The sequence below is a fragment of the Kribbella sp. NBC_00889 genome, from assembly GCF_045207705.1.
Classification (GTDB): domain Bacteria; phylum Actinomycetota; class Actinomycetes; order Propionibacteriales; family Kribbellaceae; genus Kribbella.
This window is the reverse complement of the sequence record NZ_CP108783.1, coordinates 8,682,932-8,705,968: the sequence shown is the minus strand read 5'-3', so window position 1 is coordinate 8,705,968 and position 23,037 is coordinate 8,682,932. Positions and strand designations below refer to the sequence as shown.

Annotated in this window: 24 protein-coding genes and 1 tRNA gene; 9 read left to right on the top strand and 16 right to left on the bottom strand. The window is 68.5% G+C overall.

The annotated features are described in order from the left end of the window. The first annotated feature begins 37 nt into the window (after positions 1–37). Positions 38–1,501: a PhoX family protein gene (locus OG817_RS42955; RefSeq protein WP_406050806.1), complete on the top strand. Its 1,464-nt coding sequence runs from the start codon at positions 38–40 to the stop codon at positions 1,499–1,501. Between the two features lie 75 nt (positions 1,502–1,576). On the opposite strand, the gene rplL is transcribed toward OG817_RS42955, so the two are convergent. The 4 genes from rplL to OG817_RS42935 form a co-directional block, all read right to left on the bottom strand. Next, positions 1,577–1,966, bottom strand: coding sequence for a 50S ribosomal protein L7/L12 (rplL, locus tag OG817_RS42950; protein ID WP_406050805.1), 390 nt, complete (start codon positions 1,964–1,966; stop codon positions 1,577–1,579). A 65-nt stretch (positions 1,967–2,031) separates the two neighbouring features. Then, positions 2,032–2,655 (bottom strand): 50S ribosomal protein L10, encoded by a 624-nt coding sequence (rplJ, locus tag OG817_RS42945; RefSeq protein WP_360446711.1) that lies wholly within the window; start codon positions 2,653–2,655, stop codon positions 2,032–2,034. A 250-nt stretch (positions 2,656–2,905) separates the two neighbouring features. Further along, a complete protein-coding gene (locus tag OG817_RS42940; protein ID WP_406050803.1) occupies positions 2,906–4,099 on the bottom strand; it encodes an MFS transporter in 1,194 nt (397 codons plus the stop codon). Continuing rightward, a complete protein-coding gene (locus OG817_RS42935; RefSeq protein WP_406050801.1) occupies positions 4,096–4,947 on the bottom strand; it encodes an IclR family transcriptional regulator in 852 nt (283 codons plus the stop codon). The genes OG817_RS42940 and OG817_RS42935 overlap by 4 nt, the downstream gene beginning before the upstream one ends. Positions 4,948–5,055: 108 nt before the next feature. Here OG817_RS42935 and OG817_RS42930 point away from each other — a divergent pair, with 108 nt between their 5' ends. Further along, complete coding sequence (locus OG817_RS42930; protein ID WP_406050799.1) at positions 5,056–5,913, top strand: fumarylacetoacetate hydrolase family protein; 858 nt, start codon at positions 5,056–5,058, stop codon at positions 5,911–5,913. Between the two features lie 48 nt (positions 5,914–5,961). Here the strand turns inward: OG817_RS42930 and OG817_RS42925 are convergent, their stop codons facing one another. From OG817_RS42925 to OG817_RS42915, 3 genes are read right to left on the bottom strand one after another with little or no spacing between them, the layout of a single operon-like run. Further along, complete coding sequence (locus tag OG817_RS42925) at positions 5,962–6,366, bottom strand: Rid family detoxifying hydrolase (RefSeq protein WP_360446719.1); 405 nt, start codon at positions 6,364–6,366, stop codon at positions 5,962–5,964. 15 nt (positions 6,367–6,381) lie between these two features. Then, entirely contained in the window at positions 6,382–7,116 is a 735-nt protein-coding gene (locus OG817_RS42920; RefSeq protein WP_406050797.1) for an IclR family transcriptional regulator, read from the bottom strand. Continuing rightward, complete coding sequence (locus tag OG817_RS42915; protein ID WP_406050796.1) at positions 7,113–8,237, bottom strand: sugar kinase; 1,125 nt, start codon at positions 8,235–8,237, stop codon at positions 7,113–7,115. Before OG817_RS42915 ends, OG817_RS42920 begins: the two co-directional genes overlap by 4 nt. Positions 8,238–8,382: 145 nt before the next feature. Here OG817_RS42915 and OG817_RS42910 point away from each other — a divergent pair, with 145 nt between their 5' ends. The 3 genes from OG817_RS42910 to OG817_RS42900 all read left to right on the top strand — a co-directional run bounded on the left by OG817_RS42910 (position 8,383) and on the right by OG817_RS42900 (position 12,005). Next, positions 8,383–9,687 (top strand): amino acid deaminase, encoded by a 1,305-nt coding sequence (locus OG817_RS42910; protein ID WP_406050795.1) that lies wholly within the window; start codon positions 8,383–8,385, stop codon positions 9,685–9,687. Between the two features lies 1 nt (position 9,688). Next, positions 9,689–11,293, top strand: coding sequence for an amidohydrolase family protein (locus OG817_RS42905; protein WP_406050793.1), 1,605 nt, complete (start codon positions 9,689–9,691; stop codon positions 11,291–11,293). 76 nt (positions 11,294–11,369) lie between these two features. Next, positions 11,370–12,005 carry a bifunctional 4-hydroxy-2-oxoglutarate aldolase/2-dehydro-3-deoxy-phosphogluconate aldolase gene (locus tag OG817_RS42900; protein WP_406050792.1) on the top strand — a complete coding sequence of 212 codons (636 nt, stop codon included), beginning with the start codon at positions 11,370–11,372 and terminating at the stop codon, positions 12,003–12,005. On the opposite strand, the gene OG817_RS42895 is transcribed toward OG817_RS42900, so the two are convergent. From OG817_RS42895 to OG817_RS42885, 3 genes are read right to left on the bottom strand one after another with little or no spacing between them, the layout of a single operon-like run. Further along, positions 11,998–12,696 carry a hypothetical protein gene (locus OG817_RS42895; RefSeq protein WP_406050790.1) on the bottom strand — a complete coding sequence of 233 codons (699 nt, stop codon included), beginning with the start codon at positions 12,694–12,696 and terminating at the stop codon, positions 11,998–12,000. The genes OG817_RS42900 and OG817_RS42895 overlap by 8 nt on opposite strands. Then, positions 12,696–13,340, bottom strand: coding sequence for a response regulator transcription factor (locus OG817_RS42890; RefSeq protein WP_360446733.1), 645 nt, complete (start codon positions 13,338–13,340; stop codon positions 12,696–12,698). The genes OG817_RS42895 and OG817_RS42890 overlap by 1 nt, the downstream gene beginning before the upstream one ends. 17 nt (positions 13,341–13,357) lie before the next feature. After that, positions 13,358–14,635: a sensor histidine kinase gene (locus tag OG817_RS42885; protein WP_406050788.1), complete on the bottom strand. Its 1,278-nt coding sequence runs from the start codon at positions 14,633–14,635 to the stop codon at positions 13,358–13,360. A gap of 164 nt (positions 14,636–14,799) precedes the next feature. On the opposite strand from OG817_RS42885, the gene OG817_RS42880 reads away from it, so the two are divergent. After that, complete coding sequence (locus OG817_RS42880) at positions 14,800–15,300, top strand: hypothetical protein (protein ID WP_406050787.1); 501 nt, start codon at positions 14,800–14,802, stop codon at positions 15,298–15,300. Here OG817_RS42880 and OG817_RS42875 read toward each other — a convergent pair. Continuing rightward, on the bottom strand, positions 15,297–16,415 hold the full coding sequence (locus OG817_RS42875; protein ID WP_406050785.1) for a hypothetical protein: 1,119 nt from the start codon (positions 16,413–16,415) through the stop codon (positions 15,297–15,299). The genes OG817_RS42880 and OG817_RS42875 overlap by 4 nt on opposite strands. Before the next feature lie 244 nt (positions 16,416–16,659). On the opposite strand from OG817_RS42875, the gene OG817_RS42870 reads away from it, so the two are divergent. Then, entirely contained in the window at positions 16,660–17,724 is a 1,065-nt protein-coding gene (locus tag OG817_RS42870) for an alpha-hydroxy acid oxidase (protein WP_406050784.1), read from the top strand. Position 17,725: 1 nt separating this feature from the next. Next, a complete protein-coding gene (locus tag OG817_RS42865) occupies positions 17,726–18,586 on the top strand; it encodes a methionyl-tRNA formyltransferase (RefSeq protein WP_406050782.1) in 861 nt (286 codons plus the stop codon). Positions 18,587–18,659: 73 nt separating this feature from the next. On the opposite strand, the gene rplA is transcribed toward OG817_RS42865, so the two are convergent. From rplA to OG817_RS42840, 5 genes are all read right to left on the bottom strand, one after another. Beyond that, a complete protein-coding gene (gene rplA, locus OG817_RS42860) occupies positions 18,660–19,382 on the bottom strand; it encodes a 50S ribosomal protein L1 (RefSeq protein WP_360446745.1) in 723 nt (240 codons plus the stop codon). A 111-nt stretch (positions 19,383–19,493) separates the two neighbouring features. Further along, on the bottom strand, positions 19,494–19,925 hold the full coding sequence (rplK, locus tag OG817_RS42855; protein WP_131361094.1) for a 50S ribosomal protein L11: 432 nt from the start codon (positions 19,923–19,925) through the stop codon (positions 19,494–19,496). Between the two features lie 12 nt (positions 19,926–19,937). Further along, a complete protein-coding gene (gene nusG, locus OG817_RS42850; RefSeq protein WP_406057630.1) occupies positions 19,938–20,822 on the bottom strand; it encodes a transcription termination/antitermination protein NusG in 885 nt (294 codons plus the stop codon). 383 nt (positions 20,823–21,205) lie between these two features. Beyond that, entirely contained in the window at positions 21,206–21,448 is a 243-nt protein-coding gene (gene secE / locus OG817_RS42845; RefSeq protein ID WP_360446750.1) for a preprotein translocase subunit SecE, read from the bottom strand. Between the two features lie 55 nt (positions 21,449–21,503). Further along, positions 21,504–21,576 (bottom strand) — tRNA-Trp (locus tag OG817_RS42840). A gap of 266 nt (positions 21,577–21,842) precedes the next feature. Between OG817_RS42840 and OG817_RS42835 the strand changes: the two genes are divergently transcribed. Continuing rightward, positions 21,843–23,036 carry a pyridoxal phosphate-dependent aminotransferase gene (locus OG817_RS42835; protein ID WP_406050779.1) on the top strand — a complete coding sequence of 398 codons (1,194 nt, stop codon included), beginning with the start codon at positions 21,843–21,845 and terminating at the stop codon, positions 23,034–23,036. The last annotated feature ends 1 nt before the right edge of the window (position 23,037 follow it).

The following is a 23,037-nucleotide window of genomic DNA, read 5'->3' as shown; positions in this document are numbered from 1 at the left end:
GATCAAAGGTTTCGCACGGCCATGGAGGGGACGACGGATGAGCATCGAACGACGAACATTCCTGAAGGGCAGCGCGGCCGTCGCGGGCGGGGTGTTCGCGGCCGGGCCGTTCCAGGGATTCGTGGCCCAGCAGGCGGTCGCGTCGCCGCAGAGCAGTGCGCCGTTCCGGGCGCTGCGGGCGATTCCGGATCGGCGCGACGGCAAGGTCCGGCTGCATCTGCCGGAGGGCTTCAACTACCGATCCTTCCACGACACGGAGTTCCCGGTCGTGCTGACCGACGGCACGAACCTGCCTGGACGGCACGACGGCATGGGCGCGTTCACCCGGCGCAACGGCAACATCGTGCTCGTCCGCAACCACGAGCTGAACAACCCCGGTACGCCGTTCGGTCCGGGGACGCCGTACGACGCGATGGCACAAGGCGGGACGACGACGATCGAGGTGACGCGATTCGGCGAAGTGGTCGACGCCTACACCAGCCTGAACGGCACGATGATGAACTGCAGCGGCGGAATCATGCCGTGGGACAGCTGGATCACCTGCGAGGAAACGGTGAACGGGCCCGACGTAGGACCCGATTTCACCGGCGCGCCGAACGTGGCGCTGACCAAACCGCACGGTTTCGTCTTCGAGGTCCCGGCCCGCGGCCAGTCCGAGCGCGAGCCGATCACCCACGCCGGCCGCTTCGCGCACGAGGCCGTCTCGTTCGATCCCAGGGACGGGTTCCTCTACCTGACCGAGGACAACTTCGCGTTCCCGTCCGGGTTCTTCCGCTATCGCCCACCGCGCAACCCGATGAAGCATGGGCGGATCGAGGACGGCGGCCGGTTGCAGATGCTGGCCGTCAAAGGCCGTCCGAACCTCAACCTGGCCGCCGAACAGCCGAGGCGCGCGACGTACGACGTCACCTGGGTCGACATCGACGACCCGGCCCCGGCGTTCCCGTACACACCAGGGCAGACCGCGCCGACGACGAACGACCAGGCGCTCGTGTACGTCGGTGACCAGGGCCGCGCGCAGGGAGCGGCGTACTTCTCCCGGCTGGAAGGACAGGTGTACGACGACAACGTCGTCTACTTCTGCTCCACGCAGGGTGGTGGCGCGGCGGAGACCGGACCGGATCCGGTCGGTGGGTACGGCAACGGGTTCGGCCAGATCTGGGCGTACCACACCCGGGCGCGGAAGCTGCAGCTGATCTACCAGTCGCCGAACCGGGCGACCCTGGACTTCCCGGACAACGTGACGACCAGCAAGCGCGGGACTCTGGTGGTCTGCGAGGACAACACCGAGGACAACTACCTGCGTGGCCTGTCGCGGGGCGGCCAACTGTTCGACATCGCGCTGAACCGGCTGACCAGCAGCACCGGGGTGGACCGCTCCGGGGACGAGTTCGCCGGTTCCACCTTCAGCCCGGACGGCCACACGTTGTTCGTCAACATCCAGGCCAGTCGCGGCATGTCGTTCGCCATCTGGGGCCCGTGGCACCGGATCGGCGTCTGAGAACGTGACGAAGGGCGGTCCTGGGTAGGACCGCCCTTCGGCGTACTGCTGGGTGTGCGGCCGATGCCGCACAGATCACTTCAGGGTGACGGTGGCGCCGGCGCCCTCGAGGGCCTCCTTGGCCTTCTCCGCGGCAGCCTTGTCGACCTTCTCCAGGATCGGCTTCGGAGCCGCCTCGACGAGGTCCTTGGCCTCCTTCAGACCAAGGCTGGTGAGACCGCGCACCTCCTTGATGACCTGGATCTTCTTCTCGCCGGCGCTCTCGAGAACGACGTCGAACTCGTCCTGCTCCGCGGCCTCCTCGGCAGCGGCGGCCGGGGCACCCGGAGCAGCGGCGGCAACGGCGACCGGAGCAGCGGCGGTCACGCCGAACTCCTCCTCGAACGCCTTAACGAACTCCGAGAGCTCGAGCAGGGTCAGTTCCTTGAACTGGCCGAGCAGCTCTTCGGTGCTGAGCTTCGCCATGGTGGCGGTCCTTCCTAATGGTGGTACTGGTGATCACTGATGGGGTGTTACGGGTGAGATCCGCGTCAGCTGTCGGCTGCCGCGGTCTCCTCGGTGCTCGCCTCGGCAGGTGCCTCGACCGTGTCCTGCACGGCCGGCGCCTCGTCCGCAACCGTGTCCTGCACGGGGGCGGCCTCGGCCGGCAGCTTGTCCTGCAGCGCCGCGAACAGGCGCGCGGCCTGCGACAGCGGAGCAGCGAACAGCGACACCGCTTGCTGCGGGGCCGCCTTCATCGCACCTGCGAGCTTCGCGAGGAGGACCTCACGCGACTCCAGGTCAGCGAGCTTGCTGATCTCGTCAGAGCCGAGTGCCTTGCCTTCCAGCACTCCACCCTTGATGACGAGAAGGGGATTCGCCTTGGCGAAGTCACGCAGTCCCTTGGCCGCGGTCACCGGGTCACCCTTGATGAAGGCGATTGCCGATGGGCCCTCGAGCAGCGAGTCGAACGAGTCGACACCGGCGTCCTTGGCCGCGATCTTGGTCAGCGTGTTCTTCACCACGGCGTAGTTCACGTCGTCACCGAGCGCAGTACGCAGTTGCCGCAGCTGCGCCACGGTGAGACCGCGGTACTCGGTCAGCACTGCGCCGTTCGAGCTCCGGAACTCGTCCGTGAGCTCGGCGACAGCGGCTGCCTTGTCCGGCCTCGCCATGGGGTCTCCTTCCAACCTGCTTTCGCAGGGTTTGGCTTCAACGCCTCGACCCCGGGCCGGCCCCTCAGAACGAGAAAACGCCCCTGCGCAGGCGCAAGGGCGTGAACATACTGATGTCACACTGTCCAAGTCACCTACGCGGGCCGCCCACTCAATCTGTGGGACCTTCAGTCACTCGAAAGTGACGACCAGCGGTCTTCGGCAATGTTCATTGTGCCTGACCGTTACTCCGGAAACCAAATCGGTTCCCTCAGGCCGGTGCTTCGGCGGTCGGGTGTGGCGGGATCCAGCGATGCATCGCGGTGGCAGCGGCCCACCCCGTCGCGGCCATGATCACGATCGCTGGGGCGAGTCCGAAGAGAGCTGTAGCCCCGGCCAGCAGTAACGGCCCGCTGCCGTTGCCGGTGTCGGCGAACAGCCGGAACGCACCGAGGAACTGCGCGCGCCCGATCGGCGGAGAGGCATCCGCACCCAACGTCATGATCACGCCGGCGCCCAGACCGTTGCCGACACCCATCAGCAACGCGACCGCGGTGAGCGCGACCGTGGTGTGTGTCAACGGCAGCAGCAGATGCGCCAGCCCGAGGACAAGCATGGACGGTACGGCGACCCACTTGCGGCCAAGGCGGTCCATCACCGACCCGGCGGGATAGAACAGCAGCATGTCGACCGCGCCCGACAGTCCGAAGATGATGCTGGTCGCCTGCGGATCGAGCCCGAGGTGCAACGCCCACAGGGGGATGACCACCTGCCGTGACGCACGGACCGCACCGACCAGCAGTGCACCGACGCCGAGAGTCCGCAGTACTGGCAGGTGATCGCGGATCACACCCCAGGTCGACTGCGCGGACACCGGCCGGCTCCCGCGCGTACGTCGTACCGACTCGACGTCGGGGAGACTCAGCAGCACGCCACACGCCAGGACTGCGGCGACCAGGTGGACCCAGTAGGCGCCGTCCGTGCCGAGAAAGCGCATCGCGAACGCGCCGAGGAACGGTCCGATGAAGGAGCCGATGCGCTGTACGCCGCCAAGAGTGGACAGGGCACGGGCGCGCAACTGGATCGGCACGGCCTCGCTCAAGTACGCCTGACGGGCCAGACCCCACACCGCGCCGGCCAGTCCGGTCGCACCGATCGCGATCGCCAGACCCCAGACCGTCGGGACGACGATGCAGGCCGCCAGCGCCAGAGCGACCAGCACGGTCGCGGCGAGCATCGCGCTCCGCTCACCGATCTTGGTGGTGAGCGCACCTGCCGGGATGTCACCGACGACCTGGCCGAGACCGGCCGCCGCCACGACCACACCGGCGACGGCGACCGAGGCGCCGAGGTGGGTGGCGGACACCGCGACCACGGGCGCGATCGCGCCTTGCCCGATGCCGTAGAGCAGAGCGGGCAGATAGACCGACGGTGCGATCTTCCAGAGGCTTGCCGCTCCGGTCATGGGCGGCGAGCCGGACGTCGAGATCTGACCGCCGGCTCCGAGGCGCGCGCCGTACCGCGGTCGCGTTCGGCCGGGGTGGCGCCGAGCAGCTCGGACACCGACCACGCGGCGGGGACCACCCGCTCGCCGAACTCGTCCATCCGCTCCACCGGCATCCGCATCTCCGGCCCCGAGACCGACAGGCAGCCGACCGCCTGACCGGAGAAGTCGAAGACCGGGGCGGCCACGGATCTGATGCCGGGCGTTCGTTCGGACACGGACTTCGCGAAGCCTCGGGTCCGGATCTCGGCCAGCTGAGCGGCCAGCACGACCGGATCGGTGATGGTCTGCGGCAGCACCTGCTCGAGCGGACCGGCCAGCACCTCGACCTGCCGCTCCCACGGGGAGAACGCCAGCAGAACCTTGCCTGGAGCACCTAGTGGCAACTGCACCGGGATGCCGAACTCCGTGTACGTACGGCGTAACTGGTGACGGCTCTCGACCTGCTCGAGGACGACGCGTTGCCCGGACGGGAGCAACTCGTGCACGGCCGCCGTCTCCTCGGTCTCGTCGCGAAGGGCACGCAGTACCGGCATCGCAGCGTCGCGCAAGGTCGCCGGGATCCCGCCGCTGTGCGCCAACTGGGCGACCAGCGGACCGATCGCGTACCGGCGGTGTGCCGTCTGGCGGATCAGCCCGTTCTCCTGCATCGCCAGCAGCAGCCGGTGCACGGTGCTGGTGGACAGACCGGTCGCGCGGGCCAGGTCACTGATGCCGAGATCGGGCGTCCGGCCGTCGAAGCAGCGCAGGATCGCCACCGCCCGATCGATGGACTGCACCGATCCATGGCGCCCCGGGCTTTCCTGCATGACGAAACCGTATCCCACGATGCGGGAAGTTTGCACCCGCTCCCGATATACGGACAGGTCCGCACCTAGGCTGTGGCGCACAGGTCACCCGCGCGTCGAAGGAGCAGCATGGCCGGCCGATTCGTCCAGGTGGGATCCGCGAAGCTTGCTAGTGGCAACGAAGTGCCGGTGGTGCTCGATCCGGATCGCGGCGTGGTGCCGATCGCCGACCTCGGCTTCGCTCCGGACCTGCCGGCACTGTTCGGTACGACGACCCTGGCGGAGCTCGCGCTCGCGGCGGGCCGCGCGCCGGACGACGTGTTCCACGCGTCGGCCGAGTTCGTGGCGCCGTACCGGAATCCGCGCAAGATCTGGGGCATCGGGCTGAACTACCTCGAGCACGCCGGCGACCTGTCCGAGAACGTGCCGACCGAGCCGGCGTCGTTCATGAAGGGCGACCACACGATCATCGGTCCGGGTGATCCGATCCCGGTGCCGTCGCAGAGCCGGCGGACGACGGCGGAGGCCGAGCTGGGGCTGGTGATCGGCCGGGAGTGCTACCAGGTCGAGGAGGACGAGGCGCTCGACCACGTCTTCGGCGTCGTCCCGGTGCTGGACCAGACCGCCGAGGACATCCTCGAGAAGAACCCGCGCTTCCTGACCCGGTCGAAGAACTTCCCCGGCTTCTTCTCCTTCGGCCCGTGGATCACCAGCCTGGACGCCGTACTCGCACACTGGGGCTCACTCGACGCCGTCGAGGTCTCGACGGTCCTGAACGGCGAGGTCCACCGCAGCAACACGATCGCGAACATGGCCTTCAGTCCCGCGTTCCTGGTCAGCTTCCACAGCAAGGTGATGCCCCTCTACCCCGGCGACATCATCTCCCCCGGCACCCCCGGCGCCGTCCACATCACCCCAGGCGACACCGCCGAATCCCGCATCCCTGGCGTCGGCGTCCTCACCAACCCGGTCACGGCCGGCCGCTGAGAGCCGGTGGCACCTGGTGCTACTGGATAGCACCAGGTGCCTGGCGGATCAGCTGAGGACGGCGAGGGCGTCGATCTCTACCAGCATGTCTTCGCGGGGGAGGCCGGTGAAGACGGTGGTGCGGGAGGGGAGGACGCCGCTGGGGGTGCGGGTGGAGAGGAACTCGGCGTACGCCTCGTTCATGACGGCGAAGTCCTCGCGCTTGGTGAGGTAGACGCGCATCATCACCACGTCGTCGAAGCTGCCGCCGCCGGCCTTCAGGATCGCCTCGACGTTCTGCAGCACTCGCGTGGTCTGGCCCTTCACGTCACCGGTGAAGACGAACTCGCCGGTGGCCGGGTCGACCGAACCCTGACCGGACACCTGCAGGATGTTGCCCTTGCGGACGCCCTGCGAGTACACCGGCATCGGCGCGGGCGCCTCGGTGGTGGACACGGCGGTCTTGTCGGACATCAGGTCTGACACCTCTCAGTTGTAGTCGGCGCTGATCGCCTTGGTGGTGGCGAGCAACTCGGGCAGAAGCTCGAGCACCTGCCCATAGTCCAGCAGGACGTCGGGTACCGAGATCGAAACGGCCCCCACGATCCGGCCGTGCTGGTCGGCGACGGGCGCACCGATGCAGTTGATGAAGGACTCGTGCTCGGCCCGGTCCTGCGCCCATCCCTGCGCCCGGACCGCGTCCAGTTCGGCGCGCAGAGCGTCCGGATCGGTGATCGTCTGCGGAGTGAACGCGTGGTACTCGATCGACTCGAGCAGCGCCTCCCGGATCCGCTTCGGTTGAGCCGCCAGCAGCACCTTCCCGACAGCCGTGCAGTGCAGCGCGGCCGGTACGCCGATCTGCGAGTACATCCGCACCGACCGCACACTGTCGAGCTTGTCGACGTAGATGACCTCACCGTTCTCCCACGCCGCCAAGTGGACCGTCTGACCGGTCCTCTGGTTCAGCTGACGCAGATGCGGCGCCGCCACCTCGCGTACGACGTGCTGCTCGCGCGCCGCATCCGCCAGCGCGAACAGCCGCGACCCCAACCGGTAGCGGTGCGCGTCGTCACGCCGTACGAACCGATCCGCCTCCATGGTCCGCAGCAGCCGCAGCACAGTCGTCTTGTGTACGCCGAGCTCCGTCGCCAGCTGGTCGAGCGAGCGCTCCCCCTCGCCCAGACTGGCGAGGATCTGCAGCGCCCTGGCGAGACTCTGACTCATGCCGCCGTCTTCACACCAGCCGGGCCGACGTGCGTCGCGGCCCACTCCTCATCGGAGCAGGTCAGCAGTGCCTGGCGCACGGCAGGGTCTAGCGGAGCAGCGTGGTCCTCCGGTACGGCCAGCACGGCCGCAGCACCGAGGTGCCCCAGCCGGAGCCGCTGCTCCATCGGCAGCCCTTGCAGTGTCGCCGCCAGGAAACCCGCAGCGAATGCGTCGCCCGCACCTACCGGCTCGACCACCTCGACTGTGAGCGCAGGAACCTCAGTACGACGTCCGTCCGGCTCCAGCACCAGCGCGGTGTGCGCGTCGTCCTTCAGGACCAGCGTCGACCGCGGTCCGAGGAGTTCACGCAGCTCACCGGGGTCCTTGGTGCCGGCGAACACCAGCGCCTCGTCAGCACCGATCAGTACGACGTCCGCCGCGCGCAGCAACCGCCACAGGGGCGCCGGGTCCTTGTCGCGCCACAGAGCCGGGCGCCAGTTGAGGTCGACGCTCAGGGTGAAGTCGTGCTGCTGCTCAGCCAGGCTGTCCAGCATCAGTGCGGCCGTTTCGGAGATCGCTGCGGTGATTCCGGTGGTGTGCACAAGCTTTGCCTGTGCCAGCCGGTCGCGGACCGGCGACCGGTCCAGGAACGACGGAGTCATGGCCGAGGCCGCCGAACCGGTCCGGTAGTAGTGCATCCGCGAGCGACCGCCCAGCGACTCCTTCACATACATCGCGGTCGGCCGGTCGGGGTCGATCTCGACTCCACCGACCTCCACACCGCGCTTCTGCAGGTCGCGCAGGACGTGCCGACCGAAGCCGTCGTCTCCCAGCCGCGAGATCCAGCCGGTCGGGATGTCGAGCGCGGCGAGTCCGCCGGACACGTTGCACTCGGCTCCGCCGACCGATCGCCGGAACGTCTCGACGTCCTCGAGCGGTACCTCGGTCTCCCCCGCCAGCATGATCATCGCCTCGCCGACGCAGATCGCGGCGGGGGTCTTCGCGGCACGGTCCGGCGCGGGCAGGTCCGGGGCAGGCAGGTCTGGGGCAGGCAGGTCCGGGGCGGCGAGGTCGGGGGCGGCGACGTCGGGGTTGGCGAGGTCTGGGGCGGCGGCCGTCTCAGGGAGCGGTTCGGCCATCGGCACTCCTCGGTGTGCGAGTGATGGGATGGGAGCTGAGACACGTGTCGTTGACGGGGATTTCGGCGCGATGCTACAACCGTATCGTCAGAATGCGCAATCATCGTTGCGCATTCTGCAATATCGACCACCATCAGGGGAGCAGATGCCAGCCGCCTACGATGCCGACGCCATCGCCGCCCTCGCCGACCAGCCCGTGTGCTGGCGAGACAAGGCTCTACCGCCCGCGTTCTGGGGCCGGACCGTCGCGGAGGTGCTGGCCGACAAGCCCCGGCTGTCCCAGCTGCCCACTCCGGTGATGACGCTGTCCGCGCCCGGTCTGCGCCACAACGTCGACACCCTCGCCCGGTGGTCCGCCCACCACGGACTCGAGCTCGCACCGCACGGCAAGACCACGATGGCCCCGGCGCTCTGGGCGATGCAGCTCGACGCCGGTTCCTGGGGGATCACGCTCGCGAACGTCTTCCAGCTCGGCGTCGCCCGCGCCTACGGCGTCCGCCGGGTACTGATCGCAAACGCGGTGATCTCCCCGCTACAGCTGCGCTGGATCGCCGACGAGCTCGCCCGGGACCCGGAGTTCGAGGTGCTGTGCTGGGCCGACTCGGTGCGGACCGTGGAGATCATGGAGGCGGCCCGGTCGGCGTACGTCGGTCCGGACGCGCGGCCACTCGACGTACTCGTCGAGATCGGTGGACTCGACGGCCGGACCGGCGCCAGGGATGCCGACACCGCGGTGGCCGTCGGTGAGGCGATCGCGGCGGCGTCGACGCTGCGGCTGGCCGGAGTCGCCGGGTACGAGGGCGCCGTCGGGCTTGGCGTCGACGAGGCCGGTCTCGCGGGAGTGCGGGCATACCTCAATGAGTTCGCTGGGATCCACCACCGCTTGCAGAGTGTGTACGACGCCGACATCACGCCGGTGGTCAGCGCCGGTGGCAGTCAGTACTTCGAGCTTGTGGCGGAGGTGCTCGGGCCACTCGGCGCCGATGGAGCACGCGTCGTACTGCGGTCCGGCGCGTACATCAGTCATGACGACGGGCTCTACCGCCGGGTGTCGCCTCTCGGCGAGACGCCGCGGACGGACGGCGAGCGGCTGGTGTCGGCGATGCATACCTGGGTCCGGATCACGTCGCAGCCCGAGCCGGGGTTGGCGATCTTCGACGCCGGCAAGCGCGATCTGCCGTTCGACCAGGACATGCCGGAGCCGCAGCTGATCCGGCCGCGGTCCGACGGTGAGCCGGCGCTGCAGGCCACTGGGATGACGGTCACGAAGCTCAACGATCAGCATGGGTTCCTGCACTTCACCGACGTACCGGTGGTGATCGGCGACGAGTTGCGGATCGGGTTGTCGCATCCGTGTACGGCGTTCGACAAGTGGGGACTGATCCCGGTCGTGGACGATCCGGACGCGGCAGATCCCGTGGTCGTCGATCTGGTCAGGACCTTCTTCTGACATGGCGGACCTGCTGATCACCGGCGCGTTCGTGCTGGACGGGTCCGGCGCTCCCGGCGCACGGGCCGATGTGGCGGTCGACGCCGGCCGGATCGTAGCCATCGGCAACGACCTGCCGTCGGCGCGGCGGACGATCGACGCGGCCGGCCTGGCTCTGTCGCCCGGGTTCATCGACATGCACGCGCACTCCGACCTGCAGATCCTGGCCACCCCGGACCACACGGCGAAGGTGAGCCAGGGCGTCACGCTGGAGGTGCTCGGTCAGGACGGGTTGTCGTTCGCGCCGATCGACGATCCGACGCGGGTCGCGGTCCGGCGCCAGATCGCCGGCTGGAACGGCGAACCCGACGACTTCGGCTTCAGCTGGTCCACGGTCGCCGGGTACCTCGACCGGCTCGACCAGGGCATCGCGTGCAACGCGGCGTACCTGATCCCGCAGGGCACGCTGCGGATGATGGTCGTCGGCACCGAGAACCGCCCGGCCACCCGAGCCGAGCTGGACGAGATGAAGCGCTTGCTGGCCGAGGGTCTGGAGCAGGGCGCGGTCGGGATGAGCAGCGGTCTCACCTACACACCGGGCATGTTCGCGACCACTGACGAACTGGTCGAGCTGTGTGGTGTCGTCGCGCAGTACGGCGGCTACTACGGTCCGCACCAGCGGTCGTACGGCAAGAACGCACTGGACGCGTACGGCGAGATGGTCGAGGTGGCCCGCCGATCCGGGTGCGCGCTGCACCTGACCCACGCGGTGATGAACTTCGAGCCGAACCGCGGCCGCGGCGCCGAGCTCGTCGCGATGATCGACAAAGCGCTCGCGGACGGCATCGACGTCACCACGGACACCTACCCGTACTTGCCTGGGTCAACGACCTTGGGCGCAATCCTGCCGAGCTGGACCGCCGAAGGCGGGCCGGACGCGCAACTGGCCCGGCTGCAGGATCCGGAGCAGCGGGCCCGGATCGCCGTCGAGATGGAGCAGGTCGGGTCGGACGGCTGCCACGGCTGCGTGACCGACTGGAACACCATCGAGATCGGCGGCGTACGCAACCCGGCGCTGACCGGTGCCGTCGGCAACACCGTCGCTGCGCTCGCCGCGGGGAACGGCCGGGCGCCGGCGGACGTCTTCTTCGACCTGCTGGTCGAGGACAACCTGGCGACGTCGATCCTGCAGCACGTCGGGCACGAGGAGAACGTGCGGACGATCATGCAGCACTCGAGTCACACCGGCGGCTCGGACGGGATCCTGGTCGGCGGCAAACCGCATCCGCGGTCGTGGGGGACGTTCCCGCGCTACCTCGGCCGGTACGTCCGTGAGCTCGGCGTACTGGAGCTGGCCGACTGCATCCACCACCTCACCGGCCGCCCGGCCCGGCGGCTGCGGCTGCCCGACCGCGGCCTGGTCCGGGAGGGGTACGTCGCCGACCTGGTGTTGTTCGATCCGGCGACGGTTCGCGACACCGCGACCTTCGAGGAGCCGCGGCAGCAGGCCGAGGGCATCCCGTACGTCCTGGTCAACGGCGTCCCCGTGATCGACGCCGGTCAACGCACCGACGCCCTGCCTGGCGGCGCGATCCGCCGTACTCCGACTGCGAGAGGAATCTCATGAACGAGCGAAGCGCGTTCATCATCGAGCACAGCACGCCTAGCACCCCGTCCGCGCCCGGAGCGAAGCGAGGACGCGGATGAGTGTGCTGAACCTGCTGCGCGCGGACCGGGTGTTGACTGTTGTCCGGGCACCGGAGATCGCCGACGCCCGCGACCTGTGCGCCGCGCTAGTTGCCGGTGGCATTCATGTGGTGGAGCTGACCTTCACTACCCCGAATCTCCCCCGGCACCTCGAGCGCGCCGCCTCGACCGCAGCAGAGACTGGCGCGGTGGTCGGGGCCGGCACTGTCCAGACCGGCGCCCAGGCCAAGCAGGCAATCGACGCCGGTGCGCAGTTCCTGGTCACTCCTGGTCAGGGTCCGGACGCCGCCGCGATCGCCGAGGCGGCGCGGTCTGCGGGGATCCCGGTGATCCTCGGGGCTTTCACTCCCTCGGAGGTGATGACCGCGCTGGCGCTGGGCTCGGACGCGGTGAAGATCTTCCCCGCGCATCAGCTCGGCCCGAAGTACTTCAAGGATCTCAACGGCCCGTTCCCCGGCGTACCGCTGGTGCCGTCCGGCGGGATCAACGCCGGCAACGCCCGCGACTACCTGACCGCCGGCGCCCTAGCCGTCAGTGCAGGCACCGACGTCGTCTCCCCCGCCGACGTGGCCGCGTCGAACTGGGACACCATAACCACCAAGGCGCAGACCTTCTGCGCTGCGCTTAGTTGACGGTGATGCTCCCGTAGTTGGTGCGTAACACGACGTGGCGAGGTGATGCTGGGTCGCTCGGGAGGTCCAGGTCGTTGGAACCTTGGGACGCCACCGCATCGAACGCGTACGTCACATTCCGCGGCAACTGGACTGTGAGAGAGCCATCGCTGGCCTTGGCCGTCACCTGGTCGGGTGGACTTTCGAAGTTCAGATCGCTCGAGCCGCGCCGGACGTCCACCGAGACCTGGCGACTGCGGAGGCGGTTCGTGGTGACGGAGCCGTCGCTGACGTCGATCGACAGCGGCGACGCCACCCTGACGACGTCGACGGACTCTCCTTCAAGCTCGATCTGTACAGCGGACTGCGACGGCACCTCGACGGTGAGGTCCATCTCGCAGTGGGTGTCCGGGCATCGCGCCTGGATGTGCAGCAGACCGTTTGTGGTGTTGATGTCTATCGCAGGCTGTTCCACGGCGTACGAACCGTCGACCGCGACATGCACCTGCCCGTCGGCGCTCGCGAGCACCTGCGTGTGCGAGTCCGACACGATCCGCACGCCCTGCGCCCCCGGCACGAAGCTGGCCGAGTAGTCGTACGGCAGCTTCCCGCGGATGATGCTCACCGTCACCGCGGCGCCCGTGACCACGAGCACCAGCAACGGCACCAGACCGATCGCCAGCATCCTCCGCTGTGCCACTGTGAGCGCCATCAGGTCTCCAAGAACTTCAGCACCGCGAGGACGCGGCGGTGCTCCCCGTCGGTCGGCGTCAGCCCGAGCTTCATGAAGATGTTGCTGATGTGCTTCTCCACGGCTCCTTCACCGACCACGAGCGCCTGCGCGATCCCGCCGTTCGACCTGCCCTCCGCCATCGCCCGCAGTACGTCCTGCTCGCGCGGACTCAGTACCGCGAGCGGATCGGCCCGCCGTGATCGCACCAGCAACTGCGAGATCACCTCCGGGTCGAGCGCCGCACCACCGTCCGCGACCCGGCGCAGCCCGTCGATGAACTGATCCACATCGGCCACACGGTCCTTGAGCAGATACCCGACGCCGCCGGGGTTGCCTCCGATCAGCTCGCTCGCATACCGCTCCTCGACGTACTGCGACAGCACGAGTACGCCGGTCTGCGGCGACTGCTCGCGAATGACGAGCGCCGCACGCAGACCCTCATCGGTGAACGTCGGTGGCATCCGTACGTCGACCACGCACACGTCCGGCCGGTGCTGGTCGACCGCCTTCAGCAACTCCTCCGCGTCACCGACCGCGGCGACCACTGTGCAGTCCTGCTCCTCCAGCAGTCTGACAATGCCCTCACGCAACAACACCGAGTCCTCGGCGATCACCACTCGCACCGCTCCACCTCCGCTGTTCATTCGCACGGCACCACGGCCGTCAGGAGCGTCCCGCCGCCCGGTGGACTGTGCACGTCCAGCCATCCGTCCACACCGGCGACCCGATCGTGCAAGCCCTGCAACCCCGTCCCGGCCGCGAAGTCCGCGCCGCCCCGGCCGTTGTCGTCCACCTCGATGCGGAGCCGGTTCCCGCGCCGCGACACCCGGACGTCGACCTCCGCGGCCTCCGAGTGTTTGGCCACGTTCGTCAGCGCCTCGGTCACGACGAAGTACGCGATCGCCTCGATCGTGAGCGACGGCCGGGGATACACCTCGACCGTCACCCGCACCGGCACCGGTGACCGGGCCGCGACGGCCGAGATCGCCGCGTCCAGGCCGCGGTCGGTCAGCACCGGTGGATGCAGCCCCCGGGTCAGGTCGCGGATCTCGGCGATCGCCTGCAACGCCTCGGAATGTGCCTCGTCGATCAGCACGCGGACCGCGGGATCCCTGTCTCCGAGGCGGTTCTTCGCACGGCCCAGCGTCATCGCCAGCGACACGAGCCGCTGCTGGGCACCGTCGTGCAGGTCGCGCTCCATCCGCCGCCGCTCGGACTCGACCGAATCGACCACCTTCTGCCGGCTCGTCAGCAGTTGCGTGACGCGCTCGGCCAGTGCTCTGTTCATCGACCGGCCGAGGAACACCCGGGCCAACTGACCATCCAGCGCCGACGCCGTACGCATCAGCCACGGTGTCACCACCAGCAGGAAGACCGCACCAATCAGTGCGGCGATCGACGCCTTCGTCATCGTGTCGATCACGAACGGGCCGAGCTGTGCCTGTGCTGCCGCGAACTTCGAGAAGTACAGCGGCAGCCCTATCAGCGCCGGTGGGACCGACCAGGCGAGCACGATCGCCGCGACCCAGACCATTGCCATCGGCAACAGCAGGACGTAGTAGAGGAGCTGCCTCCAGAGCCCCGGATCGATCACGGCCGCAGTGGCGTCGGCACCACCCGAACCGGTCAGTTCGGGTGGATAGAAGGCCCGCACGTCCTGCCCGCGGGTGATCTCCGCCCGGCCCCGCTCCCACCCAGCGAGCATGTAGACGAAGTCGGTCGCACGGACGCTCAGCGGCACGCCGGCGTACCCGAGCGGCCAGGCGATGATCGCGACGATCACCGCCGCCAGCACCGCCGGGCCGCAAGTGAGGACGACAAAGATGTCGCCGAACAGATGGATTGTTGCCAACCACAAGTACGGCGACCGCCACAACCGCCACGGCGCCCCGGGAACCGGACTCGCGACTCCTGCCACCCGAACCACCTCCCCGTGTCTGGCCGATCGCAGGTCACAACTTACGTCGCCGGGATGGGCACGGACATCAGGACATCCCACGGCTCGGGCCGGGGGTTAACCCCACGTCGACCCGTGGGCTGACCACAATGTGCCGCGGCGCCCGCGGCGCAATCCTCGAAGGTATGACGACGACAATCAACGACTGCGGCCTCGACGGTCGGCTCGGGGATGCGATCGACGATCGGGTGGCCGAGGCGCTGGACGATGACCTCGCCGAGGGACGGCTGGACGGCCGGATCCGCCCGCCCAGATCGCCCGGTGGGCCGGCGACCTTCGTGGCCGCCGGTGTTGCGGCCGTTCTGCTCCCGTGGTGCCTGATTCTCGCGGCGAGCCTGCCCAGCACCTACCAGGCCAACCACTGGAAGCTGGCCTGGATCGGCCTGGATTGCGGGACCGCGGTCGCCGCCGGACTGACGGCGTACCTGCTGCACACGCGCAACAGGTACGCCGTCCTGACCGCGATGGCCGCGGGGACATTGCTGCTGGCTGACGCGTGGTTCGACGTCAGCACAGCAGCCGCCGGGACCGATCACACTCTCTCGCTGGCAGAGGCACTTCTGCTGGAGATACCTCTTGCCGTGTGCGCGTTCCTGGTCGCCTCCCGCGAGCTCCGGCGGAGCTAACCGATCAGCTCCAGGACCGGCCCCTCGTGCAGCGCCCGGTAGACCTTGTCACGCAGGACGTTGGCCTCGGCATCGGTCAACGTACGGTCCACCGGCCGGAGGACCAGTCTGACCAGCAGATTCCGTTGGCCCGGGGTCAGTTGCAGCCGTTCGCGGGCCGCTGGAGGCAGGTCGTCGTAGGCCGTCTCCCCCAGAACATCCAGCGACTCCGCGGCGTCCGCGTCCGGTCCGAGGGCGTCGCGGACCTTGTCGCCGAGTACCTCCGCTGATACATCGGCAGAGGCGTCCACGACCACGGAGAGGTCGCGACGCACCGGCGGCATGGTCGAAACCGGCTTGTACGGCGTCAGGTCCAGCATCTGCCCGGCCACCCGAGGATCCGTCGACCTGAGCAGCCGGATATCGCGAATGCCCTTGCGGAGCATCAGCAAGCGATCGAGCCCCGGCCCCATCGCCAGTCCGGTCCAGCGCTCGTCCAGTCCGGCTTGGCGGAGGACGTGCCGAGCAGCCACACCGCACTCACCGATCTCGATCCACTGATCGTCCAGCAACACATCGATCTGACGGCCATGGATCGTGTAGGGGTGCACCGCCGGCACAGTCCGGTACGTCTGTCCCGGCAGGACCGTGTCGACCAGTCGGGCAATCATGTCTTCCAGCTCGGGCTCTCCGAGCGTCACGTTCCGGCTGATCCGCCAGAGGTCGAGCTGGTGCGGCGTACCGGTGTGTTGCCAGTCCACCGAATCGCGGCGGTAACAGATGCCCGCGCACACCATCAGTACGTCGGACGACGAGGACTCGGCGACTTCACGCAGTGCCGGCGGGATCATCGCCGACGTGTGACTTCGCAGTACCTCGGTCTCCGACGCGTAGCGGGTGTAGCGGGCCTCCCGGGTCACGGCGTCACCGGCGTACCCGAGGTTGTCGTAGTTGTCGGCCAGGCTGACCACGGGATGGTCGCGCCTGGTCCAGATCTCCGTGTACGGCCAGGCCGCGCCGAGCGCCGTACGGATCGAGTCGACGACCAGCTGGACGGCGTGCGGTCCCTGGGCCGGATCGGTCAGGTCGCGCAGGGACAGGGCAGCGTGCAGTTGTTCAGAAGTGAGTACAGACATGGGTTTCTCTCCAGGATGACGGTCTCGACGGGGGGGGACACCCCGGTCGGCCGCGGTCACCTCAGGAGAGAGCGCAGCAGGTGCTCACCCCGTCGGCACCGTCGTGCCGGCCGGGGCGCAGAAATCGCCGCCCGTACTGCGTCATGCCGACCAGTGTACCGACCCGGAATCGAGTCAGCACTCTTCATGCACTCTTCCGGAACTTTCCTCCCGGCTCGACTGTCCAGGTGCAACGATGGGGCGCATGCGATGGATCGACACGTTGGAGGCCGCGGCCGCCGAGAAGTTGCCCGAGGCTGTGCACCGCTACTACCGGCAGGGTTCCGCGGGTGGGACCAGCGTCGGCGAGGCCACCGCGGCCTGGGCGTCGTACCGGTTCCGGCCCCGCGTGCTGCGCGACGTGTCCACCGTCGACATCAGCACCACGGTGCTCGGTACGCCGGTGAACACCCCCGTGCTGGTGGCGCCGTCGACCATGCAGCGGATGGCTGATCCCGACGGCGAGATCGCGATGGCGACCGGCGTCGGAGTGGCCGGTTCGGTGCTCGGGGTGTCGAGCAACGCGGGGACGTCGTTCGCCGACCTCGGGGAGACCGGCGTGCCGTGGTGGCTGCAGATCTACGTCGTACGCAACCGCACCATCACCGAGCGGATGCTGGACGCCGCGGTCGCCGGCGGCGCGAAGGCGATCGTGCTCACCGTCGACACCCCGGTGGTCGGCCGGAAGGAGGACGACGGACAGACGGTGTGGGAGCTGGCTCAGCCCGGCCAGTGGCTGAAGAACCTGCCTGAAGGCGAATGGTCCGACGACGACCTGGACAAGGCCGACGACCTGAGCCCCGACGTGATCGGCTGGCTCGCCGACCGCGCGGGTCTGCCCGTGGTTGTGAAGGGTGTGCTGCGCGGTGACGACGCCAAGCGGTGTGCGGACGCGGGTGCGGCGGCTGTGATCGTGTCCAACCACGGCGGACGCCAGCTCGACGGCTCCATCGCCACCGCACAAGCGCTACCCGAGGTCGCCGAGGCACTCGCCGGCACGAGCACCGAGGTTTATGTCGACGGCGGCATCCGCCGCGGCGAACACATCCTCGCCGCGCTGGCCCTCGGCGCTCGAGCAGTCTTCGTCGGTCGCCCGGCCCTGTGGGCGCTCACGGTCGGAGGCTCGGCCGGCGTGACCCGGCTGCTCACGGACTTGGGCGACGAGCTGAGCCACACTCTCCGCCTCAGCGGCTGCGCACGGCCCGGCGATCTCACGCCGGATCTGGTGATCCCAGGGGAGCCTGGGCTGCTCGGAGGACGGAGGGGCTGACATGAGCCGTCCGGAGCCGCTGCGCATCGTCTGCCTGAATGCGTTTATGCCCGGGTTCCGGGTGCTGCACGACTTCGCCGCCCGGAACGGGCACGAGATCGTGCTGGTCGTCACGCTGCCTCTGACGTCGGGCAGCCGGTACGACGAGGACGCGAAGCCGTTCGTGGTGGATCTGCCCGAGCGGACGGATGTGCTGATCACTGGCAAGCTGCGTACGGTCGCGGCGCCGGTTGTCGAGGCGTTGCAGCCGGATGTGGTCATCTCCGCGGCGTTCCCGCGACTGATCCCGGCCGAGATCCTGCAGATCCCGAAGTACGGCGCGATCAACTGTCACCCGTCACCGCTGCCGGAAGGCCGTGGACCGAATCCGGCGCGGCTGATCTACGAAGGCGACGAGCGGGTCGCGGCGAGCGTGCACCGGACCGCGGCCGAGTTCGACACTGGCGCCATCCTGGCGCAGCGGATCGCGCCGCTGCCCGCGGATCTGAACGGCAGCGGACTCATGCAGTCCTGGTACGAGCTGCTCAGCGAGTGCCTGGACGAGGCCGTCCCACGCCTGGTCGCCGGAGAGGCCGGTGAGGATCAGGACCCGGCCAGGGCCAGCGAGGCGCCGTTCTTCACCGAAGAGGAGAAGCTGCTCGACCTCGCCGTACCTGCTGCCGAGATCCGTCGCAAGGCCGCCGCCCTCAACGTCACCTCGCCCCAAGCCCAGATCCGCCTCGGCGACACCACTCACGTGATCAGCCGTACCGATCCCGCTGACGGACCACCGGCGGGCACCCCAGGCACGGTGCCTGCCGAGCACGACGACGGCTGGACCATCCAAACCGCCGACCACCCCCTCCGCTTCACCCGCGGCTGAGGCCGCCCGGGACCCCGGACATACAGAAGGGCCTCGGGAGAACCCGAGGCCCTTCTGTGTGCTGACTTGTGGGTCAGTCGTCCGCGTTCTCGTCGGTGAGGTTGCGGGTCAGGTTGGGGTCAACCTGAACGCCCGGCCCCATCGTGGTGGAGATGACGGTCTTCTTGATGTAGCGACCCTTGGAGCTGGCCGGCTTCAGCCGGAGGATCTCCTCCAGCGCGGCGCTGTAGTTCTCCACCAGCTGGTTCTCGTCGAACGAGCCCTTGCCGATGATGAAGTGCAGGTTCGCGTGCCGGTCGACCCGGAACTCGATCTTGCCGCCCTTGATCTCGGTCACGGCCTTGGCCACGTCCGGGGTGACGGTGCCCGTCTTCGGGTTCGGCATCAGACCACGCGGGCCGAGGACGCGACCGAGCCGGCCGACCTTGCCCATCAGGTCAGGGGTGGCGACGACGGCGTCGAAGTCGAGCCAGCCGTCGGTCACCTTCTTGATCATGTCGTCGTCGCCGACGAAGTCGGCGCCGGCGGCCTTCGCGGCCTCGGCGCGGTCACCGGTGGCGAAGACGAGGACCCGTGCCGTCTTGCCGGTGCCGTGCGGAAGGTTGACGGTGCCGCGCACCATCTGGTCGGCCTTGCGGGGGTCGACCCCGAGGCGCATCGCAACGTCGAGCGTGGAGTTGAACTTCTTGCTGCCGGCGGCCTCCTTGGCCAGCCGGATCGCCTCGAGCGGCGTGTACAGCTTGTCGAAGTCGATCTTCTCCGCGATCGCGCGGTAAGCCTTACTGCGCTGTGTCATGTCTGTTCTCCTGTGTGCGAACGCTGCTTGTTCGTTCGCGTTGTGGTGATGACGGGCGAACCTCTCGCCCTTCCACTCCTGCTGGTCCGCCGCGGCGGACCGATGGAGGTACTACTTCTCGACGACAACGCCCATCGAACGGGCGGTGCCCTCGATGATCTTCATCGCGGCGTCGATGTCGCGCGCGTTCAGATCCGGCATCTTGGTGGTGGCGATCTCGCGGACCTGGTCGGAGGTGATCTTGCCGACCTTGTCCTTCTGCGGGACGGCCGAGCCCTTCTGCAGACCGGCGGCCTTCTTGATCATCTCCGGCGCCGGCGGCGTCTTGGTGATGAAGGTGAAGGAACGGTCTTCGTAGATCGTGATCTCGACCGGAACCACGTTGCCGCGCATGGATTCTGTCTGGGCGTTGTACGCCTTGCAGAACTCCATGATGTTGACGCCGTGCGGACCGAGCGCGGTACCGACCGGCGGGGCCGGCGTCGCGGCACCGGCCTGGAGCTGCACCTTGACCAGGGCAGCGATCTTCTTCTTGGGAGGCATTCTGTCGGGTCCTTAGACTTTCTGGATCTGGTTGAAGCTGAGTTCCACCGGGGTCTCCCGGCCGAAGATCTCGACCAGGGCCTTGATCCGCTGGGCCTCGGCATTGATCTCCGTGACTGTGGCGTGCAGGGTCGCGAACGGCCCGTCGACCACCATGACCGAGTCGCCCACACCGAAGTCGGCGACCTCGACCTTCTTCTTGGCCGCGGTCTTGGCGGGTGCGGCGCCGGCTTCGGCAGCCGCTGCCTCGGCCGCCGCCACGACGGCCGGAGCGAGCATCTTCTCAACCTCTTCGAGGCTGAGCGGGACGGGCTTCTGGCTGTTGCCGACGAAGCCGGTCACCGACGGCGTGTGCCGCACGGTCGACCAGGACTCGTCGGTCAGGTCCATCCGGACCAGCACGTAGCCGGGGAGCACGGTGCGCTTCACCATCCGGCGCTGCCCGTTCTTGATCTCGGCGACCTCTTCGGTCGGCACGATGATCTCGAAGATGTAGTCCTCCATGTTCAGGGAGTTGATCCGGTTCTCCAGGTTGCCCTTGACCCGGTTCTCCATCCCCGAATAGGTGTGGACGACGTACCAGTCGCCGATCTGCGAGCGCAGCCGGCCGCGGAGCTCCTCGAGCGGGTCGCCCGGCTCCTCGGGCTCGCTCTCCTCGGCGGCCTGAGCCTCGGCGGCAGCAGTCGCGGCGGCGAAGGCATCCACGTCCGCGTCGTCGGCGGCCGGGCTCGCGTCCGCGCTGGAGAAGACCAGCTCGTCGTCGGCCGGCTCCTCCTCGATGCTCTCGTCGGAGGTGGTCTCGGCGGTCTCGGCAGCGAGCTCGTCGGCGGCGTCCTCGACGTCGGCCTCGGTCACGACCTCGGCGTCCTCGGCCTCGTCTGCGGCGGCGACCACCACGAGCGGCTCCTCGTCGGAGTCGTCGGCGTCGGCCGGGCCGTCCTCGGCCTCGTCGTCGGCGGAGTACTCCGCGACCTCCTCGACCTCGTCTTCGGCGCTGACGTCCTCGTCCTCGTCGTCGAGCCCGGCGAACGGGTCGTCGTCATCGTCGTCGTCGCCGGCGAACAGGTCGTCATCGTCGGTGGCGTTCTCGTCGAAGTCGAGCTCGAGGTCAGGTTCGTCGGAGTCAGCGGATACGTCGAACTCGTCCTCCAGGTTGAGGACCTCGTCGTCGCGCTCGGACACGTTGTACTCCGTCATCTGTGCATCGGGTCTTGTCTGGCTTCGGGTCGGGCCGCGGGCCCGGGACCCCCGGCGAGTGCGTTCGTGGGCTGCTGTGAACCTCAGCCGAAGATCTTGAACATCGCCCAGCCGAAAACGAGGTCGAGGACCGAAACGATCGCGATGACGAACACCACGAAGGTCAGGACGACCACGAAGTAGGTGGACAGCTGCTTACGGGTGGGCCAGACGACCTTGCGGAGCTCGGCAACCACCTGGCGGTAGAAGCGCAGCAGGCCCCTGCCCTGCTTGCCTTCCGCCGGTTTGCCGGCGCCGGACGGTGCCGGGGTGCGCGTCTCCGTCACGACCTACCTCTTTCGCTAGCGGCGGCCTGACCGGCCCTGCGCCGGTCAGGATTTGCAGGGCACGAGGGACTTGAACCCCCAACCTTCGGTTTTGGAGACCGATGCTCTGCCAGTTGAGCTAGTGCCCTCTGCAATCCTCCGGACGCCGCGGGACCTGATCTCGGGCATGCCGGATCAGGGCCACCAACGCCCGGACTAGAAGAGTGTACGGGGTCCGCGCCACCTGGTCTAACCGAGGCCCTTGCCCGTACGACCCCCGGACCGGGCGTCGCACCGCGACCAGAACCATACAGCCTCCAACCGGTCCCAACGGACCACGCCCCCTGCGTGTTCCCCGGATCACCAGGTGACACCACGGCGCGTGGGCGGCCGCCCTGGTGCCAGGATGGGCCGCATGGGTTCCAGGGTTTCGGCGCGGATCGGCGCCATCAGTGAATCGGCGACGATGGCGGTCGACAGCAAGGCGAAGGCGCTCAAGGCGGCCGGTCGCCCGGTGATCGGGTTCGGCGCCGGTGAGCCGGACTTCCCGACGCCGGACTACATAGTCGAGGCGGCGGTCGCGGCCGCCCGGGATCCGAAGAACCATCGCTACACCCCCGCCGGCGGACTCCCGGAGCTGAAGCAAGCGATCGTCGAAAAGACCAGGCGCGACTCCGGCTACGAGATCGAGGCCGCCCAGGTCCTGGTGACCAACGGCGGGAAGCACGCGGTCTACAACGCGTGCGCGACCCTGCTGGACCCCGGCGACGAGGTGCTGCTGCCGGCGCCGTACTGGACGTCGTACCCGGAGATCATCCAACTGGCCGGGGGTGTGCCGGTCGAGGTGCTCGCCGACGAGACGCAGGGGTACTGCGTCACCGTCGAGCAACTCGAGGCGGCCCGGAGCGAGAAGACCAAGGCGCTGCTGTTCTGCTCGCCGTCCAACCCGACCGGTGCGGTGGACAGCCCGGAGGCGGTCGAGGCGATCGGCCGCTGGGCGCTCGAGCACGACCTCTGGGTGATCACCGACGAGATCTACGAGCACCTGACGTACGGCGGCGCCGAGTCGACGTCGCTCCCCGTCGCGGTGCCGGAGCTGGCGGACAAGACCGTCGTACTGAACGGTGTCGCCAAGACCTACGCGATGACGGGTTGGCGGGTCGGCTGGATGATCGGCCCGAAGGACGTGGTCAAGGCCGCGACGAACCTGCAGTCGCACCAGACCTCGAACGTCTGCAACATTGCCCAGCGGGCCGCGATCGCCGCCTTGTCCGGCGACCTGAGCGCGGTCGACGAAATGAAGAAGGCGTTCGACCGCCGCCGGCAGACGATGGTGCGGCTGCTGAACGAGATCCCCGGCGTCGAGTGCCCGGAGCCGACCGGTGCGTTCTACGCGTACCCCTCGGTCAAGGGCGTACTCGGCAGGGAGATCAACGGGCGTACGCCGACCAGCTCTGCGGAGCTGGCCGAGATCATCCTGGACGAGGCGGAGGTCGCGGTCGTCCCGGGTGAAGCATTCGGCGCGCCTGGATACCTGCGGCTGTCCTACGCGCTCGGCGACGCCGACCTGGCCGAGGGTGTCGGCCGGATCGCCAAGCTGCTCAGCTGAC

Bases quoted from the DNA above. Each gene is read 5' to 3' on its own strand.
- OG817_RS42955 (WP_406050806.1), top strand. From the start codon at position 38: ATGAGCATCGAACGACGAACATTCCTGAAGGGCAGCGCGGCCGTCGCG.
- rplL (WP_406050805.1), bottom strand. From the start codon at position 1,966: ATGGCGAAGCTCAGCACCGAAGAGCTGCTCGGCCAGTTCAAGGAACTG.
- rplJ (WP_360446711.1), bottom strand. From the start codon at position 2,655: ATGGCGAGGCCGGACAAGGCAGCCGCTGTCGCCGAGCTCACGGACGAG.
- OG817_RS42940 (WP_406050803.1), bottom strand. From the start codon at position 4,099: ATGACCGGAGCGGCAAGCCTCTGGAAGATCGCACCGTCGGTCTATCTG.
- OG817_RS42935 (WP_406050801.1), bottom strand. From the start codon at position 4,947: ATGCAGGAAAGCCCGGGGCGCCATGGATCGGTGCAGTCCATCGATCGG.
- OG817_RS42930 (WP_406050799.1), top strand. From the start codon at position 5,056: ATGGCCGGCCGATTCGTCCAGGTGGGATCCGCGAAGCTTGCTAGTGGC.
- OG817_RS42925 (WP_360446719.1), bottom strand. From the start codon at position 6,366: ATGTCCGACAAGACCGCCGTGTCCACCACCGAGGCGCCCGCGCCGATG.
- OG817_RS42920 (WP_406050797.1), bottom strand. From the start codon at position 7,116: ATGAGTCAGAGTCTCGCCAGGGCGCTGCAGATCCTCGCCAGTCTGGGC.
- OG817_RS42915 (WP_406050796.1), bottom strand. From the start codon at position 8,237: ATGGCCGAACCGCTCCCTGAGACGGCCGCCGCCCCAGACCTCGCCAAC.
- OG817_RS42910 (WP_406050795.1), top strand. From the start codon at position 8,383: ATGCCAGCCGCCTACGATGCCGACGCCATCGCCGCCCTCGCCGACCAG.
- OG817_RS42905 (WP_406050793.1), top strand. From the start codon at position 9,689: ATGGCGGACCTGCTGATCACCGGCGCGTTCGTGCTGGACGGGTCCGGC.
- OG817_RS42900 (WP_406050792.1), top strand. From the start codon at position 11,370: ATGAGTGTGCTGAACCTGCTGCGCGCGGACCGGGTGTTGACTGTTGTC.
- OG817_RS42895 (WP_406050790.1), bottom strand. From the start codon at position 12,696: ATGGCGCTCACAGTGGCACAGCGGAGGATGCTGGCGATCGGTCTGGTG.
- OG817_RS42880 (WP_406050787.1), top strand. From the start codon at position 14,800: ATGACGACGACAATCAACGACTGCGGCCTCGACGGTCGGCTCGGGGAT.
- OG817_RS42875 (WP_406050785.1), bottom strand. From the start codon at position 16,415: ATGTCTGTACTCACTTCTGAACAACTGCACGCTGCCCTGTCCCTGCGC.
- OG817_RS42870 (WP_406050784.1), top strand. From the start codon at position 16,660: ATGCGATGGATCGACACGTTGGAGGCCGCGGCCGCCGAGAAGTTGCCC.
- OG817_RS42865 (WP_406050782.1), top strand. From the start codon at position 17,726: ATGAGCCGTCCGGAGCCGCTGCGCATCGTCTGCCTGAATGCGTTTATG.
- rplA (WP_360446745.1), bottom strand. From the start codon at position 19,382: ATGACACAGCGCAGTAAGGCTTACCGCGCGATCGCGGAGAAGATCGAC.
- rplK (WP_131361094.1), bottom strand. From the start codon at position 19,925: ATGCCTCCCAAGAAGAAGATCGCTGCCCTGGTCAAGGTGCAGCTCCAG.
- OG817_RS42835 (WP_406050779.1), top strand. From the start codon at position 21,843: ATGGGTTCCAGGGTTTCGGCGCGGATCGGCGCCATCAGTGAATCGGCG.